We start from the raw sequence: 12823 nt of genomic DNA, 5'->3' as shown, positions 1-12823 counted from the left end.
AGAGGATTTTTGATGGGCGGGTACAAAAGCCGGAAGACCTGGAGGCGCGGGAAAGCTTATCCGAGGAAAACACACAAAATTTTCCTGATAATCTGTGAAGATGAGAAAACCAGTCCTATTTATTTCCGAAGTTTCAACAGGAGGAACAGCCCGCTAAAGATCGAAACCCCACCTTCGGGAGGGCAGTCTCCCGATAATCTGGTGAGCTATACGAAAAGGCTGCTCAAAAGTGAATATGATTTTCTGGATTTCGAAGGTGGAGATGCTGCATGGTGCGTTTTTGACCGGGACCATTTTCCGGAAGAAGCTATCAAGCAGGCAGCCAGGACTGCTGGGAAAAGCGGCATAAAGGTCTGCTTTTCAAATCCCTGTTTTGAAGTCTGGTATCTTCTGCATCACGTCTACTATAATTCTTCACTGGGCAACTGTTCCAATGCGATTGGCAAATTGAGGGAATTCATGCCTGGCTACAGGAAAAATGTGGACTACTCAAAGATTCTAAAACCTCTTGCAGGAAAGGCAATAAGCAATTCGAAAATGCTGGAAAAGCACCACAAAGAAAACGGTACGGAATTACTGAGCAGAGGAAGTGATCCCTCAACTCTTGTTTATACTCTGGTTGAGGAAATTCTCAGGCGTACGGAAGGTATGGATAAAGATTAGGACAGGGACCTTGGACAGGGATCGGAACAAAAATTAGAAAAATTGAAGATTAAGAATCAGCAGTTAAACTTCCTTCTCTGCAATGGACGTGTACTCAAAAACGAATGGTGGCTCCACAATTAATGGCTTATTTATGCAGCCAATGTTTTTCCTTGCTGCTGTTTTTCTGTAACTTTCTTTCTTTCTTTCTTTCTTCATTCAAGGCATAATTTAAGGGTAGGCCGCTCACCTTCGGTGACCGTGGACAATAACCACGGAAGACACCATTCAGGTTGTTCCGGCATACCCTCAACCGCTCAATAAAGGATTCCCGTTTTTTCACCATCCAGCCAAGCCACTTCTACTGCTGCCTGTGATACCATGAACGCACTCAAAAAGCGCCCTTCACCTCATCCTCGTATTATACGTGTGGTACAGCGTGTACAGCAGGTAGATAAGGAAAGCCAGGGCAAGGATCTGTTTTGTATAAACCACTTCGGTCCTGACGGTTTTTTCGGTGGTGGTTTTTGAGTCTTCTATGATCCGGGTGTAGATGTCCTCTTTGGTGTAGACTTTTCCGCCGTTTTCGAGGATGGCTGTTTTGAAGAGGGGGTTTTCGCCGATGTAGATGTATTCGTCGGCGTGGTTTACGGAGACTGGTCTGGAGGAGGCGTTCAGGATGAAGGCGATTTCTGCGTCGGAGGCGCCAAGGGGGATTACGGAGTAGGGGGTTTCGGAGATGTTGTGGAGGCCGAAGGTTTTGGGGATGACGTAGGACTCGTACATGTTGCTCCCGATGGAGCTTATTTCCATGGGTTCTTTGTCAAAGTAGAGGTTCGGGGTGCCTTTTTTGCTGGTGGTAATCAGGATTCTGCCTGGCTGGTTCATTTTGAGGTCGGGGACTTTTAGCTGGACGGGCTGGCCGGTGTCGGTGTCTGCGACTGCCCAGTTCAGGGTCCTTGTGATCAGCAGGCTGTCGTTTTCAAGGTAGAGGCCGGGAGCCCAGGGGATTCCGCCGCCGTAGCCGTTGTCGGTGCTGATCGAGGCTACACGGCCAAGGCCCAGTCTCCAGACCGTGAGCACGGGTTTTCCGAGCCTCGTTATTACCAGGCGGTTTGCTTCGGGCCTGGGGGTTACGTCGTTGTAGCCAAGGATGTCGTGAATCCCGGAAACGTCCCGGGTGATGAAGTGTTTCGGGTCGTAGATTACGATGGAGCCTGAAGAGTAATCGTCTTCGGTGTTTTCGGCTTCTTCCGGGCTTTCCCCGAAGTTGAGGTTTACCCTTTGCCCGGGCTCTATCCTGTAATAGTTGTCGAAAAGGTGGATCCTGTTCATCAGGGTATCGGCGTAGTAGCGTCCCTCGCCGTTGACCTGTCGGTCGGCTTTCGGGGAATGTATGTGGACAAAGAAAATGCCAATCCCGCTGTCCTTAAGTGCCTGTGCCCGCACAATGGCTTTTTCAAAACTGCCTACCCCCTGGCCGGGGGCTCCGATCCCGCCGTCGGAGACAATTATAATTTCAGCTTCCGCATCATTTTCCTGTGCTTCAAGGAGGTGGCGTGCGGTCAGAAGCCCCTGTTCCAGGGAGGTGGAGTCTCCCCTGGGCCTTATCTTCCGGATCTCGGAATCAAGCCAGACCCTGTTGGACTCTCTGGACATGTCCAGGAAGCCGTCCGTGATATCCTGCCCTTTGCTCCCGAAGGTGATCACATCGACCCTTGCGTCTTTCAAAAGCTCGCTTTCGAGAAGCACGATAGTGTTGGAGAGAATGTCATCAAGGACTTTCCCCCCTATGTTATTGCTCTGCAGGGTGCTGGGGGAAACGTCGAGCATCAGGACAATATTTCTTCCACCCCGCCAGCTTGAGGGGTTGGACGTAACCGGAAGGAGTTCTTCGAATTTCGTGTTCCTGTACGTTTCCTCCTCCGGGAAGTCATAAGCAGAGTCTCCCCCTACCACTACCATGCCGCCCCCGTTGAGGATGAATTTTTTCAGCTTTTCGGTTTCGGAATCCGAGATGGTAGACGCAGCCTGGTTGTCGATTACCACAGCGTCCATGCCGTCCAGGTAATTATATGACCTGCCTGCGTGTACCTCGTAGACTTCTTTCAATACGTAGGAAAGAGGGGATTCGGGCTCGTCGGTAACGAAAAGAACTTTCGGCTTCGGGGTTACGTAGATGCTCTTCATGTAATGGTTATTTTCTTCGAAATAGTCCATACCTCCCGGCCGGAAGGTCGCGGGGTGGAGGGTTGCTTTCAGGGTATGCGGACCCAGGGTCTTGAAGGTGTGGGTGAAAGGAATGCTTACTATTCTTTCGGTCTGGTTAATTTCTCGTTCCATGATTTTTACACGGTCGACCGTAATCCTCAGTTTGTAACTAATTTCTTCTTTTTCGTCTTCCTCGGTCGATTTCCTGATATGGGCTGTAAAGAAAGCTTCGGAATCGACCGGAACTTCGTTTTCGCCTTCAATCTCTATGCTCAGGTCTTCTTCGAGGGTCTCGGGGACCAGGGCTGCTACCGGGAAATTGTTCCTGTAGCAGTAGGAAAGAGCATCTTCAAGCGAGGTTCCTGAATTACCCTGCCCGTCTGATACCACAAGTACAAAATTGTCAGCTGATGCCTGCTGGATAATGGCGTCTCCTAAAGCGGTATTCGGACCTGTGATCTTTGTTGCGGTTACGGGGATGCTGTTTCCGAGTTCTTCTGCGATCTCGTCGGAGACCCCTTCTTTGAGCAGTTCCATACTCGGGCTTTCGTCCGAGACTATGGTTACCCGCGACTGGTCGCTTTGAATGGAGGCTATTTCCGCAGTATAGGGTGCCGCAAGCGCTATGATCAGGAGGAAGGCTACAAGGGCATGGATTAAGAGATGTCTCCTATCAACTTTTTTCCTGAGCCCCAGGAGTACCATCAGGGCCAGGGGAAAGAGGAGGAAGAGTTCTTTTTCGTAGAGGAAATCGAGTTCGTAGCTGATACCTGCGGAATTCAGAATTCCGAAACCGTTCAGGAAATCAAGGCCGTGAGGGCCGTCAATAATCATATGATCCTCCTCCTGAACATGATTATGTTTTCAATGACAAGAAGCAGCAGTAAGGCATAAATCAGATATTTCCGGGGTTTGTACGGAGATTGTGTACTGATTTCCTGTTTCAGGTCTTCCTCTTCTTCGGGTTCAAGGTGAAGCCGGTTGCTGGTATAGGTATTTGATTCCAGGGGGTCGTAGAGGTTGGAAGCAATCGTTTTCTGGTCCAGGCTGTAAAAGCCGCACTCGTCGTAGTACGCAAAGTTACTGCTAACTGTTTCTGTCGGAGTCACGATCCTGCTGTTGTGTTCGAGCGGCTGGTACCTGCCGGTTTTAACGTTAGTCTCGCTTATGTCCCCGACCCCCCACATGTACTTGAGCAGTTTTGCCCAGAATACGGGGTATGTGGGCATGGTATGAAAGTTGTTCCAGGGGTCGTTATCGGCAGCGTCGCTGAAACCCACATAGGCTGTCGTCCCGTTGTAAATGTTCCAGGTTGAGACCATGGGTGCTGCAGCTTTGCCTGTTCCCGTGCCTGCGCCTTTGAGTTCTGCGAGCACGGTGGCATCTTCTTTCGGGGCAGTGCCCAGGAATCTGCGTACGTATACTTCTTCAAAGGCGACGTCTTCAAAAATATTCTTTCCGCTTCCTGCCGCTTCGACAGTGTGGCTGCCCTCTCCCTCGGATGATTTTATGCCGACAGGAAGGACCGGGTAAAGCCCGTGCATTTCCGAACAGTTGTAAAGGCAGCCGTTCCCGATGACTACCAGGTCTTTCCCGCTTTTTGCATAGTCGGCTATTTGCCTGGCATTTTTAGAGGACAGCGGGCCGTATTTGCAGTTTACGACAATCGTATCGTACATTGTGTAGTCCGAAGGAAGCCCGTCGAGGAGCTTATAATGCACATCAACGACCGTATTTGGCATCAGCGATACGGCTGTCAGCAGGGCGGACCTGTTGACCGCAGGGTCCTGGTCCGTCAGTACGAGGATCCTTTTCGGGGCGATTTCGGGAATGGAGATGTAAGCGCTGTTGTCGCAGGGGACGGTGTCCTTGTTCAGGATTTTCACGGTAGAGGTCCCCTGGCGGATGTTGGAGAAGGTTATTTGCTGCGTGCCGTATTTTCCCAGGGTGACCGAGTTTCTCACTTTCTGGGTGGGAAAGAGCTCGGACTTGCTTTCCAGCCGGACATCGAGTTTTGTGCTTTTATCGTTGAAGTTTTTGACAGTGCAGGTATATTCATAGGTCCCGTCATTGCGGTCTGTCAGGTGTCCGGCTATGATTGCGTAGTTGGGGGTTTTTTCCCCTACCTGTTTGAATTCAAGTTCGATATTCTTGGTCCTGGCGATATTGACGTATGTTTCAGGCGCCTTCCCGTCCCAGTTTTCAAAATCGGATATGACTATTACTTTTCCATTCTCGCTCTCTTTTTCGCCTATGACCGCCAGAACCGTTTTTGGGATATCAGTCCCTGTGTTCCGGGCTTCCATACCGGAAAGGACTTCTTTTGCATCGGCTGCGTCCAGGGATTCCGCAAGTATCATGGGAATGCTTTCTGCGGCGATAATCGTGTTTTTCCTGCCCAGGTTGTTTATCGCGATTTCCTGCGCGGCTTCGATCCGGCCGTCCGCACTCATGCTGGCAGAGGAGTCTATGATGAATATGACCTTTCTTGAGTCCCCTGCAAGGTCGTCTATCATCGGGCCCGCAAGGGCGAAGGCTATGAAAATCAGGGTCAGGAGCTGTAAGAAAAAGAGTGGGTCGTGTATCCTGTTGCTGAGCTTGCGCCGGGCATCAAGTACGTTCTGGCCTATCCGCTGCACGAACATCAGGGTAGGTAAAATAAACTGTTTAGGGCGGGGCTTGAGCAGGTATACTATTGTCAGGGGAATAATTCCTGCAAGCGCAGCCAGACCCGGAGAAAATTCAAAGTCCATGGGCGGGATCACCTTTTACTTATCTTTCACCTATGATTCTGAGGACAGTGTCAAAGGGCTGGTTCTTTACGTTTACCCTGAAGTACGGGATCTGGAAGTCGTATGCGATCTTCTCAAGCCCGGCCATGTGCCTTGCGTATTCGGCAGCATATTCTTTTTTGAACTGCGGGCCCACTACGATGTTAAGCTCTTTGTTTGTTTCACTGTCAACAAATTTGATTGCCCCGTCCACGCTTTCAGGTAGGTTGATCTCGGTTTCGTCGTAAAGCTGTACAAGGACAAGTTCGTGCCTGGACAGCCTGCGGACAGCATAGCGGATTGAGTCGAGGTCGTCCAGGAAATCCGAAATTATCAGGACCATTGATTTTGTCTTGATTCTCGGGTATGCGGAATCCGCGCAGTCGGCAAGCTTCGTTTCTCCGTTGACTGAAATTCTGGATAAGTTGTCGATGGTCCGGAGAAACTCGTTTCTTCCTTTACGGGCCCTGGCATAGTCCACGTTGTCCGTAAAGGTCGAGATCATGTACCGGTCGTTGTATTTCATTACGATGTAGGAGACGCCGATGGCTATCGTTGCCGCATATTCGTATTTTGTCGGTGTACCGTCCGGGATAACCATGCTGCTGCTGGCATCGAGGAGGATGACCATGTTCAGGGTCTTGTCTTCCTCATACCTGCGTATGTACAGCCTTTCCGTACGGGCATAGAGGTTCCAGTCGATGTCTTTTAAGGAATCGCCCTGATTGTATTTCCTGTGGTCCACAAGTTCGATCCCCGTCCCTTTCATGGTTGAGATGTGGCTGCCTGAGTGAACTGCTGCCACCCTTTTTTTGAGGAGGAGCGTATACCTGTCGAGCCGGGTCAGGAATGAAGTATCGATCTTATGTTTTTCACCAGCCATGTTTTACCACCGTTTCAATCCCTGTTTTGTCCCTGTATGCACCATGCCTCAAAACCCATTTCCGAACCTATTTTCGAACCATTTCCTAACTCATTTCCTAACTCATTTCCTAACTCATTCCAGAACCGAAGTAATTGTTTTATCCATCAGGATTTTTTCTATGACTTCGTCACTGCTAACGTTGTCCCGGGCAGCGTCAAAGGACAGGATAATCCTGTGGCGGAGGACCGGGAGGACCATGAAGTCGATATCCTCTTTGTCGACATACCCCCGGTTGTCGAGAAACGCATTTGCCTTTGCACAGAGGATCAGGGCAATCGAGGCACGGGGTGAGGCTCCCGCCTCGATAAGTTCGGGCATGTTCCTGGTCCGGTTTACGATGTCGATTGCGTATTTTTTGAGCTTGTTGGAGATCGGGATCCTCCGGGTGATTTCCTGGAGTTCGACGAAGGTCTGCCTGTCTATGCACTTCCGGATAGTCGGCCTGAAAGCTTCTGCGTAGCGGTTTACGATCTCGAATTCCTCGTCCGGGTTCGGGTAGGTCAGGAGGATTTTCATTAAGAACCTGTCAAGCTGGGCTTCGGGGAGTGCGTAAGTCCCTTCCATTTCAAGCGGGTTCTGGGTTGCAAGGATAAAGAATGGTTTGTCCAGGGCATAGGTTGTGTTTGCTACAGTGACCTGTTTTTCCTGCATCGCTTCGAGCAGGGCGGACTGGGTCTTGGGAGATGCGCGGTTGATTTCGTCCGCGAGGACAATATTTGCAAAAACAGGGCCAAGTTTGAACTGGAAACGTTTGCCGCCTTTTTCGTCTTCTTCAATGATATCGGTCCCTGTGATATCCGAAGGCATGAGGTCAGGCGTACACTGGATCCTGCTGAACCTCATGTTCATGATCTGGGAGATGGTGGATATGGTCAGGGTTTTTCCCAGGCCCGGGTTGCTTTCGACCAGGACATGGCCTTCGCACAACATGGCTATGAGGATCTGCCGGATCATTTCTTTCTGCCCGACGATAGCGTTTCCAACTTCTCTGAAGATGGTTTCAAAAATCTCCTGAGCCCTTTCGTAAGTGGGTTTTAAGTCAAGTTCCGAGTTATCCAGCTGGATTTCCTGTTCATATCTCATGGTGAAACTCCGTTCTCAAGACGAAAGGTCTTCAAAGTATTGCTTTATCATAGGCTCGTATTCTTCCGGCAGGTTTTCCGTGTATGTCTGGCTGTACCTGAAAGTCTCGTTAAATCTTTCCGTATTTTCCCCGAACTCATTTTGGGTATCCGCATTGGTCCGGCTAGTAAACCCGAGCCCCAGGCTCGGATTGATTTCCATCTCAACCTGTTCCCCGTTTTTTATGATGAGAGCTTCTGCTTTAAATGCAGTCTCAGGAGAGACTTCTCTTTCGGAGTCTTCGTCGAATGTAGTTTCGGGGATATCCGGGATGTTTCCCATAATGTCGTCCATCAACTCGCTGGGGGATACATCAAAGCTGAAACCCTGGTGGATACAGAAAATGATCGCTCCGCAGGCCAGCAGAAATATTATGAATGACCTGAGCATCTCTTTGCGCGGGGATATTTTTTTGATCTTGATGTCAGTCAGCTGCTTATGCACGTCCTCAAGCAATTTCTTTGTAACTATGTTGATATTCTGCCTGTTATCGTATGCCGTGCTCAGTCTTGTGCTGAGTTCGGGAAAACTCCTTTCAAGCCTGCTGATCAGCCCGATTCTATTATTTTTATTCAACAGCTCAAAGCCCATATGGGCTGCAGGAGTCAGTATCATTGCCTCAATAGCCATTAAAAGGATGTTGAACTGGTAAGGGTCGATGTATCCCTGGGTTCTTATGAACGTCTTTAGTTCCGGAGAATAGTTGGTAATTTTGTACCCGTCAAACAAAATCACTAGCAGGAACAACAGGGCAAATATTTCTGCCGCCTGTAAAAAGCCGAGAATCCAGCAAGACCGCTTCAGGTACTTTTTGTATTTTTCCAGCAGGGACACAACAAGCATAATAATCTCAAACCACGGTTGTAATTTGGTAATTATATTGTGGATGTTACTAAAAAAACTTTGCGAACAATTTCATTATTGATCGGATATATTTCCAGATGAAAACTCATTAATAAATTATATTGAGCAGGTAATTCTTTAAAAAGATATTAATTTTTGATATAATATTTTTGAGGAATTTAAAACTTTTTTCATGTCTTATTTTCCTGTAAAGTTATTTAAAAGAGGATATTAACCCTTTGATTTGAGTGGGACAATTTAAAATTTTGTTCATTTAAAGGGCGGAAAATCCAGCTTAAATATATATTACTTAAATTATGTCAAAGTGTATATATTAATTTTTGAATATAATATAATACTCCGCATCTAAGCTTATATTGGACAATGTGTTTTTACCCTGCATTCTTAAAATGAATCTTTTTAATAGCTTCTTTTTCAAAAAAGTGGTTGTTGAATTGACATTGATTAAAAATTTGTATTGACACTTTCCCTGATTCTTATCACTTCAATATTTATAGTTACGGCATTGGCAAAAACACCGGACAAGTGCCCGTATTCGTCTTCATCCGGTGGAATCTCCGGCTTCATCAGTCACATAAAAAAACATATTCACTTCATCACCACCTGAAACTCATTTAAAAAAGTAGGGGAGCTCCACACAAATATTTTGAAAATGATGTGGGGCCTCAATTCAACTTTACTTAGAAAGAAATCACAGGAATAAAATGCAGATAATGTGCTTCAACCCAACATTACCTCTGAAGAAAGTTCATTTTCACTTTTGTCACATTACCTTTTTTACATATTCTCGTCCACAACTACCCCGTCCTTCAGCTTTATCACCCTGTCAGTATATGCAGCATGCCATTCCTCATGCGTAACCATCACGATCGTCTGCCCGTATTCCGTATTGAACTTCTTGAACAGGTCCAGGACTTCCTTTGAGGTCTCGGAATCCAGGTTTGCACAGGGCTCGTCGGCGAAAAGGATGATTGGGGAATGGGCAAGCGCCCGGGCAATTGAGACCCGCTGCTGCTGGCCGCCGCTCATTTTGGAGGGGAGCTGGGCCAGGCGGTCGCCCAGGCCGACTGCGGTCAGGATTTCGGCTGCGGCGGACTCGTATTCTTCTTTGCTTTTGCCCTGCATCATGAGGGAGAGGTAGACGTTTTCGGCGGCATTGAGTTCGGGGAGAAGGGCGTAGTCCTGGAAGACATAGCCCAGATTATGGAGGCGGAATTTTCCTTTTTCTTTTTCGGAAAGGGCAGAGGTATCGGTGCCGTCTATTACGACTTTACCGGAGTTGGGGGTATCCAGGATTCCAAGCTGGTTCAGGAGAGTGGTCTTGCCCGAGCCGCTCGGACCCATGATGGCGACGAACTCTCCGCGTCGGACTTTAACGGAAACCCCGCGGAGAGCCCTTACCTGCACTTCGCCCATCCGGAAGGTGCGGACGATATCCATGCCTTCGATGATGGTGTCGTTTTTTTGGATCTCTGATTCATTTTCCATTTCGTCTTCCATTTTGTCTTCCATTTTGTCTTCCATTTTGTCTTCCATTTTGTCTTCCATTTCATTTTCCATTTCGTCTTCCATATTTTCACCTCCCTCTCATTTATCCCAGATCAGTTCCAGGAGGTCTTTTTGTGCCAGTTTGTAGGCCGGGATCACGGAGCCGACGATGGAAGCCAGGAAAAGGAGGACTGCCCGGTTTATTGCTTCGGCGTCGTCCAGTTTCAGGCTCATGGTTCCGAGGGGGATTTCCACCGGGTGGGCTACCGTATAGGGGGCAAGCCCGAAGCGCATGAAGCAGTAGCCCAGGATAACCCCGGTGCCCGCATAGAGCATGGCCTGGAGCACGAATGATGCCACTATAACGTTCTGCTCGATCCCGATGGCTTTCTGGACGCCGATCTGGCGTTTTTTATTGACGATGTTTACGTAGATGACCACGAAGATGATTACAAAGGCGATCAGGAGCCCGATCGCGTTCATGATGTTCCGGATCATGCCAAGTGTATTTTCGATCAGGCGCAGGATCCCGGCAAACTCGTGCCAGGTGCGGATGTTTTCCCTGACACCCAGGGAAAGAAGGGCCATGCGGGTCTCATACTCGTCAGTGCCTGCGGTGGTCCTGACAGCTATTTCCTGGGCAAGGTCCCGGCCTTCCACGCCCAGCATTTCTTCCAGGTCGGCCCTGTTTATGTAGGCTGAGGCATCAGCCATGAAGTAGCGGGTGGTGTAAATTCCTTTTACCCTGAACTCCCGGGTTTTGCCTTCGATGGTAAGCTCAACGGTATCTCCGACTTCCACCCCGCCAAGAGACCTTGATTCCATCAGGGCTCCGAAACCTCCCGAAACCTCCCTGCCCAGGATGATCTCGCCCCTGTCGGGCCTGCTCAGGAATTCCCCGCTTATGATTGCGTCTTCTATGGCCGTTACAAAGCTCTCGTCCGCAGGGTCAATTCCGTATACCGTGCCTCCAATTTCCTTTTCCTTGTAGCGGAAGTTCCCGGAAGTCTTAAGGCGGGCGGTTGTCCCGATCACCCTGGGGAGGCTTTCGATCTTCTTCTGGAGGGCTGAGGCGTCCTCGATGTAGCGCTGTTCTTCCTCGGGCTCGATCACGACATTTCCTGTCTGGTAGTCCACCATAAGCTCGTTGAACTTGAGCGTGACCCCGGCAAGCATGCTCGAGAAGAGCACCAGCTGCACGAAGATCAGGGTCAGCACAAAGATTGTAAAGATCGTGATCCCCTTATTGCCCCTTGTTATGGAACGGCCGGCAAGGAAGAAGGAGACTTTCGCTTTTTCAAGCATAATCAGGCATCCTGCTCTGTTTCTTGCTCTGTTTCTTGCTCTGTTTCTTGCTCTGTTTCTTGCTTTATTTCTTGCTCTGTTTCTTATGTTATTCTGGAGCTCAGAGCTTTTGTTTCAGAGCTTTTTTCTTAGAGTTTTCCTTTCTTCTTCATGAAAAAGACCGCCACGGTAAGCACTGCCAGCAATCCAATAAGAAGGGGGACTTTGCTGTTCGAATCGTTTATCACGTTTACCGTCAGGTCTTCGCTGAGCTGGTGCTGCCCGAAATCGTCTTCATACTCCACAAGCAGGGTGACTTCCTGCTCCCCGGTTTTTTCCGGGATGAAGGTAAAAACTGCCGGGGCGTCGTCGTCCTTTTCGAGCCTGCCCAGAAAAGCGCTGGTAGAGCCGCTGGCATCAAGCCCTTCAAGTTTTGCTTTTACGAAGCGGGCTTCTCCTTCGCCCACGTTCTCCAGCCTGATGATCATGGAGACTTCCTGGCCCTTCACCGGGATTTCCGGGTCGAATTTCAGGCTTCCGATATCGACCTCGGCTTTGTGCAGTACGTTGATCCCTATTTCCTGGTTCTTGTCGATCTGCAGGGTCTCGGCTTCGTTCGAAGCGGTAATCCGGAGGGGGAGCTTGTAGGGCTGAACTTCGGCATTGCTCCCGAGCAAAAGCCTGAAAGAAAGGTTTTCCGAACTTCCGGCTTCCAGCTTTTCCAGGAAACGGACGTTATCTTCCAGGGAAATGATTGGGGAGGATCCGTTCATATCCAGCATGACCCGAACGTTCTTTGCGTCCCCGTTCCCGGCGTTTTTCACCGTTGTCCGGAGGTAGAACTCCTGATTCGGGACCAGGGAATCCGTAGAAGGATTTTCACTTCCTACCAGGCCTGCCGGAATAATCTGCGTGCCCACGAGCACAAGGTCGGGGTTTCCTTCAACCCTTATTGGGATCCTTTTTGAAAAGCTGGCTCCGTTTCCGTCTTCGACGGTAAACTCGAGTTGCTGGACACCCGAAGTGGCTCTCGAATCAACCCGATAATGGAAGTTCAGTTCCACTTTAGAGCGCTGCCGGATCTGGTCGATTTTAAAGATGCGTTCAGTGTTGGTCCCGGATCCGTAGGTTTTTGAGGTGCTGTACTTGAAAATAAAAGGGTCAAGCTCCTCAATCCCGATTTTCACGTTCTCAGCCGGATCGTTCCCCGTATTTTCAATGTTGATCCTGATCAGCAGGTCTTCCCCTGGTCTTGCAGGGTTCGGGGTGATTTCAGCTACTTCGACCTCCAGCCGGGTGTCCCCTGATATGACGGTTGCAGAAGCAGGGGCCGCTATAAGTTCCAGGATTAGGGTTATCATCAGTACGGCAGCTGTAAAATGCAAAGTGGCTGCGGGGGCTTTATTTGAGCCTGTTTTTGTTCTTTTAGTTCTCGGCTTTAAAGCCCTCAAGGGTTTCTCCGGATTGGTGGACTTCATAGTTAACAATCCGCTGGAATGCTTATAACCGTTGCACT

Annotated in this window: 10 protein-coding genes; 1 reads left to right on the top strand and 9 read right to left on the bottom strand. The window is 49.2% G+C overall.

Annotated elements, in window-relative coordinates:
• Positions 1-12 precede the first annotated feature (12 nt).
• On the top strand, positions 13-663 hold the full coding sequence (locus tag ACSAZK_RS03950; RefSeq protein ID WP_440956111.1) for an RloB family protein: 651 nt from the start codon (positions 13-15) through the stop codon (positions 661-663).
• Positions 664-726: 63 nt separating this feature from the next.
• On the opposite strand, the gene ACSAZK_RS03945 is transcribed toward ACSAZK_RS03950, so the two are convergent.
• The 9 genes from ACSAZK_RS03945 to ACSAZK_RS03905 form a co-directional block, all read right to left on the bottom strand.
• Entirely contained in the window at positions 727-861 is a 135-nt protein-coding gene (locus ACSAZK_RS03945; protein ID WP_440956110.1) for a hypothetical protein, read from the bottom strand.
• Positions 862-1047: 186 nt separating this feature from the next.
• Positions 1048-3687, bottom strand: a complete 2640-nt coding sequence (locus ACSAZK_RS03940; RefSeq protein ID WP_440956109.1) for a VWA domain-containing protein — start codon at positions 3685-3687, stop codon at positions 1048-1050.
• The gene (locus tag ACSAZK_RS03935; protein ID WP_440956108.1) at positions 3684-5606 is read right to left on the bottom strand and encodes a BatA domain-containing protein; all 1923 of its coding nucleotides are present in this window, start codon (positions 5604-5606) and stop codon (positions 3684-3686) included. The genes ACSAZK_RS03940 and ACSAZK_RS03935 overlap by 4 nt, the downstream gene beginning before the upstream one ends.
• A 19-nt stretch (positions 5607-5625) precedes the next feature.
• On the bottom strand, positions 5626-6507 hold the full coding sequence (locus tag ACSAZK_RS03930) for a DUF58 domain-containing protein (protein WP_440956107.1): 882 nt from the start codon (positions 6505-6507) through the stop codon (positions 5626-5628).
• Positions 6508-6621: 114 nt separating this feature from the next.
• The gene (locus ACSAZK_RS03925; protein ID WP_440956106.1) at positions 6622-7632 is read right to left on the bottom strand and encodes an AAA family ATPase; all 1011 of its coding nucleotides are present in this window, start codon (positions 7630-7632) and stop codon (positions 6622-6624) included.
• Between the two features lie 15 nt (positions 7633-7647).
• Positions 7648-8514 carry a hypothetical protein gene (locus tag ACSAZK_RS03920; protein WP_440956105.1) on the bottom strand — a complete coding sequence of 289 codons (867 nt, stop codon included), beginning with the start codon at positions 8512-8514 and terminating at the stop codon, positions 7648-7650.
• 798 nt (positions 8515-9312) lie between these two features.
• Positions 9313-10107, bottom strand: a complete 795-nt coding sequence (locus tag ACSAZK_RS03915) for an ABC transporter ATP-binding protein (RefSeq protein ID WP_440956104.1) — start codon at positions 10105-10107, stop codon at positions 9313-9315.
• A 15-nt stretch (positions 10108-10122) separates the two neighbouring features.
• Positions 10123-11328 carry an ABC transporter permease gene (locus ACSAZK_RS03910; RefSeq protein WP_440956103.1) on the bottom strand — a complete coding sequence of 402 codons (1206 nt, stop codon included), beginning with the start codon at positions 11326-11328 and terminating at the stop codon, positions 10123-10125.
• Between the two features lie 128 nt (positions 11329-11456).
• Positions 11457-12785, bottom strand: a complete 1329-nt coding sequence (locus tag ACSAZK_RS03905; RefSeq protein WP_440956102.1) for a COG1361 S-layer family protein — start codon at positions 12783-12785, stop codon at positions 11457-11459.
• Between the last annotated feature and the right edge of the window lie 38 nt (positions 12786-12823).

It is taken from the genome of Methanosarcina sediminis, assembly GCF_052056915.1.
Classification (GTDB): domain Archaea; phylum Halobacteriota; class Methanosarcinia; order Methanosarcinales; family Methanosarcinaceae; genus MTP4.
The sequence above is the reverse complement of the archived record's forward strand: the minus strand, read 5'-3'. Positions and strand labels throughout refer to the sequence as shown.

Coding starts and splice junctions, on each gene's coding strand:
- ACSAZK_RS03950 (WP_440956111.1), top strand. CDS start 13: ATGGGCGGGTACAAAAGCCGGAAGACCTGGAGGCGCGGGAAAGCTTAT.
- ACSAZK_RS03945 (WP_440956110.1), bottom strand. CDS start 861: ATGAAGAAAGAAAGAAAGAAAGAAAGTTACAGAAAAACAGCAGCAAGG.
- ACSAZK_RS03940 (WP_440956109.1), bottom strand. CDS start 3,687: ATGATTATTGACGGCCCTCACGGCCTTGATTTCCTGAACGGTTTCGGA.
- ACSAZK_RS03935 (WP_440956108.1), bottom strand. CDS start 5,606: ATGGACTTTGAATTTTCTCCGGGTCTGGCTGCGCTTGCAGGAATTATT.
- ACSAZK_RS03930 (WP_440956107.1), bottom strand. CDS start 6,507: ATGGCTGGTGAAAAACATAAGATCGATACTTCATTCCTGACCCGGCTC.
- ACSAZK_RS03925 (WP_440956106.1), bottom strand. CDS start 7,632: ATGAGATATGAACAGGAAATCCAGCTGGATAACTCGGAACTTGACTTA.
- ACSAZK_RS03920 (WP_440956105.1), bottom strand. CDS start 8,514: ATGCTTGTTGTGTCCCTGCTGGAAAAATACAAAAAGTACCTGAAGCGG.
- ACSAZK_RS03915 (WP_440956104.1), bottom strand. CDS start 10,107: ATGGAAGACGAAATGGAAAATGAAATGGAAGACAAAATGGAAGACAAA.
- ACSAZK_RS03910 (WP_440956103.1), bottom strand. CDS start 11,328: ATGCTTGAAAAAGCGAAAGTCTCCTTCTTCCTTGCCGGCCGTTCCATA.
- ACSAZK_RS03905 (WP_440956102.1), bottom strand. CDS start 12,785: ATGAAGTCCACCAATCCGGAGAAACCCTTGAGGGCTTTAAAGCCGAGA.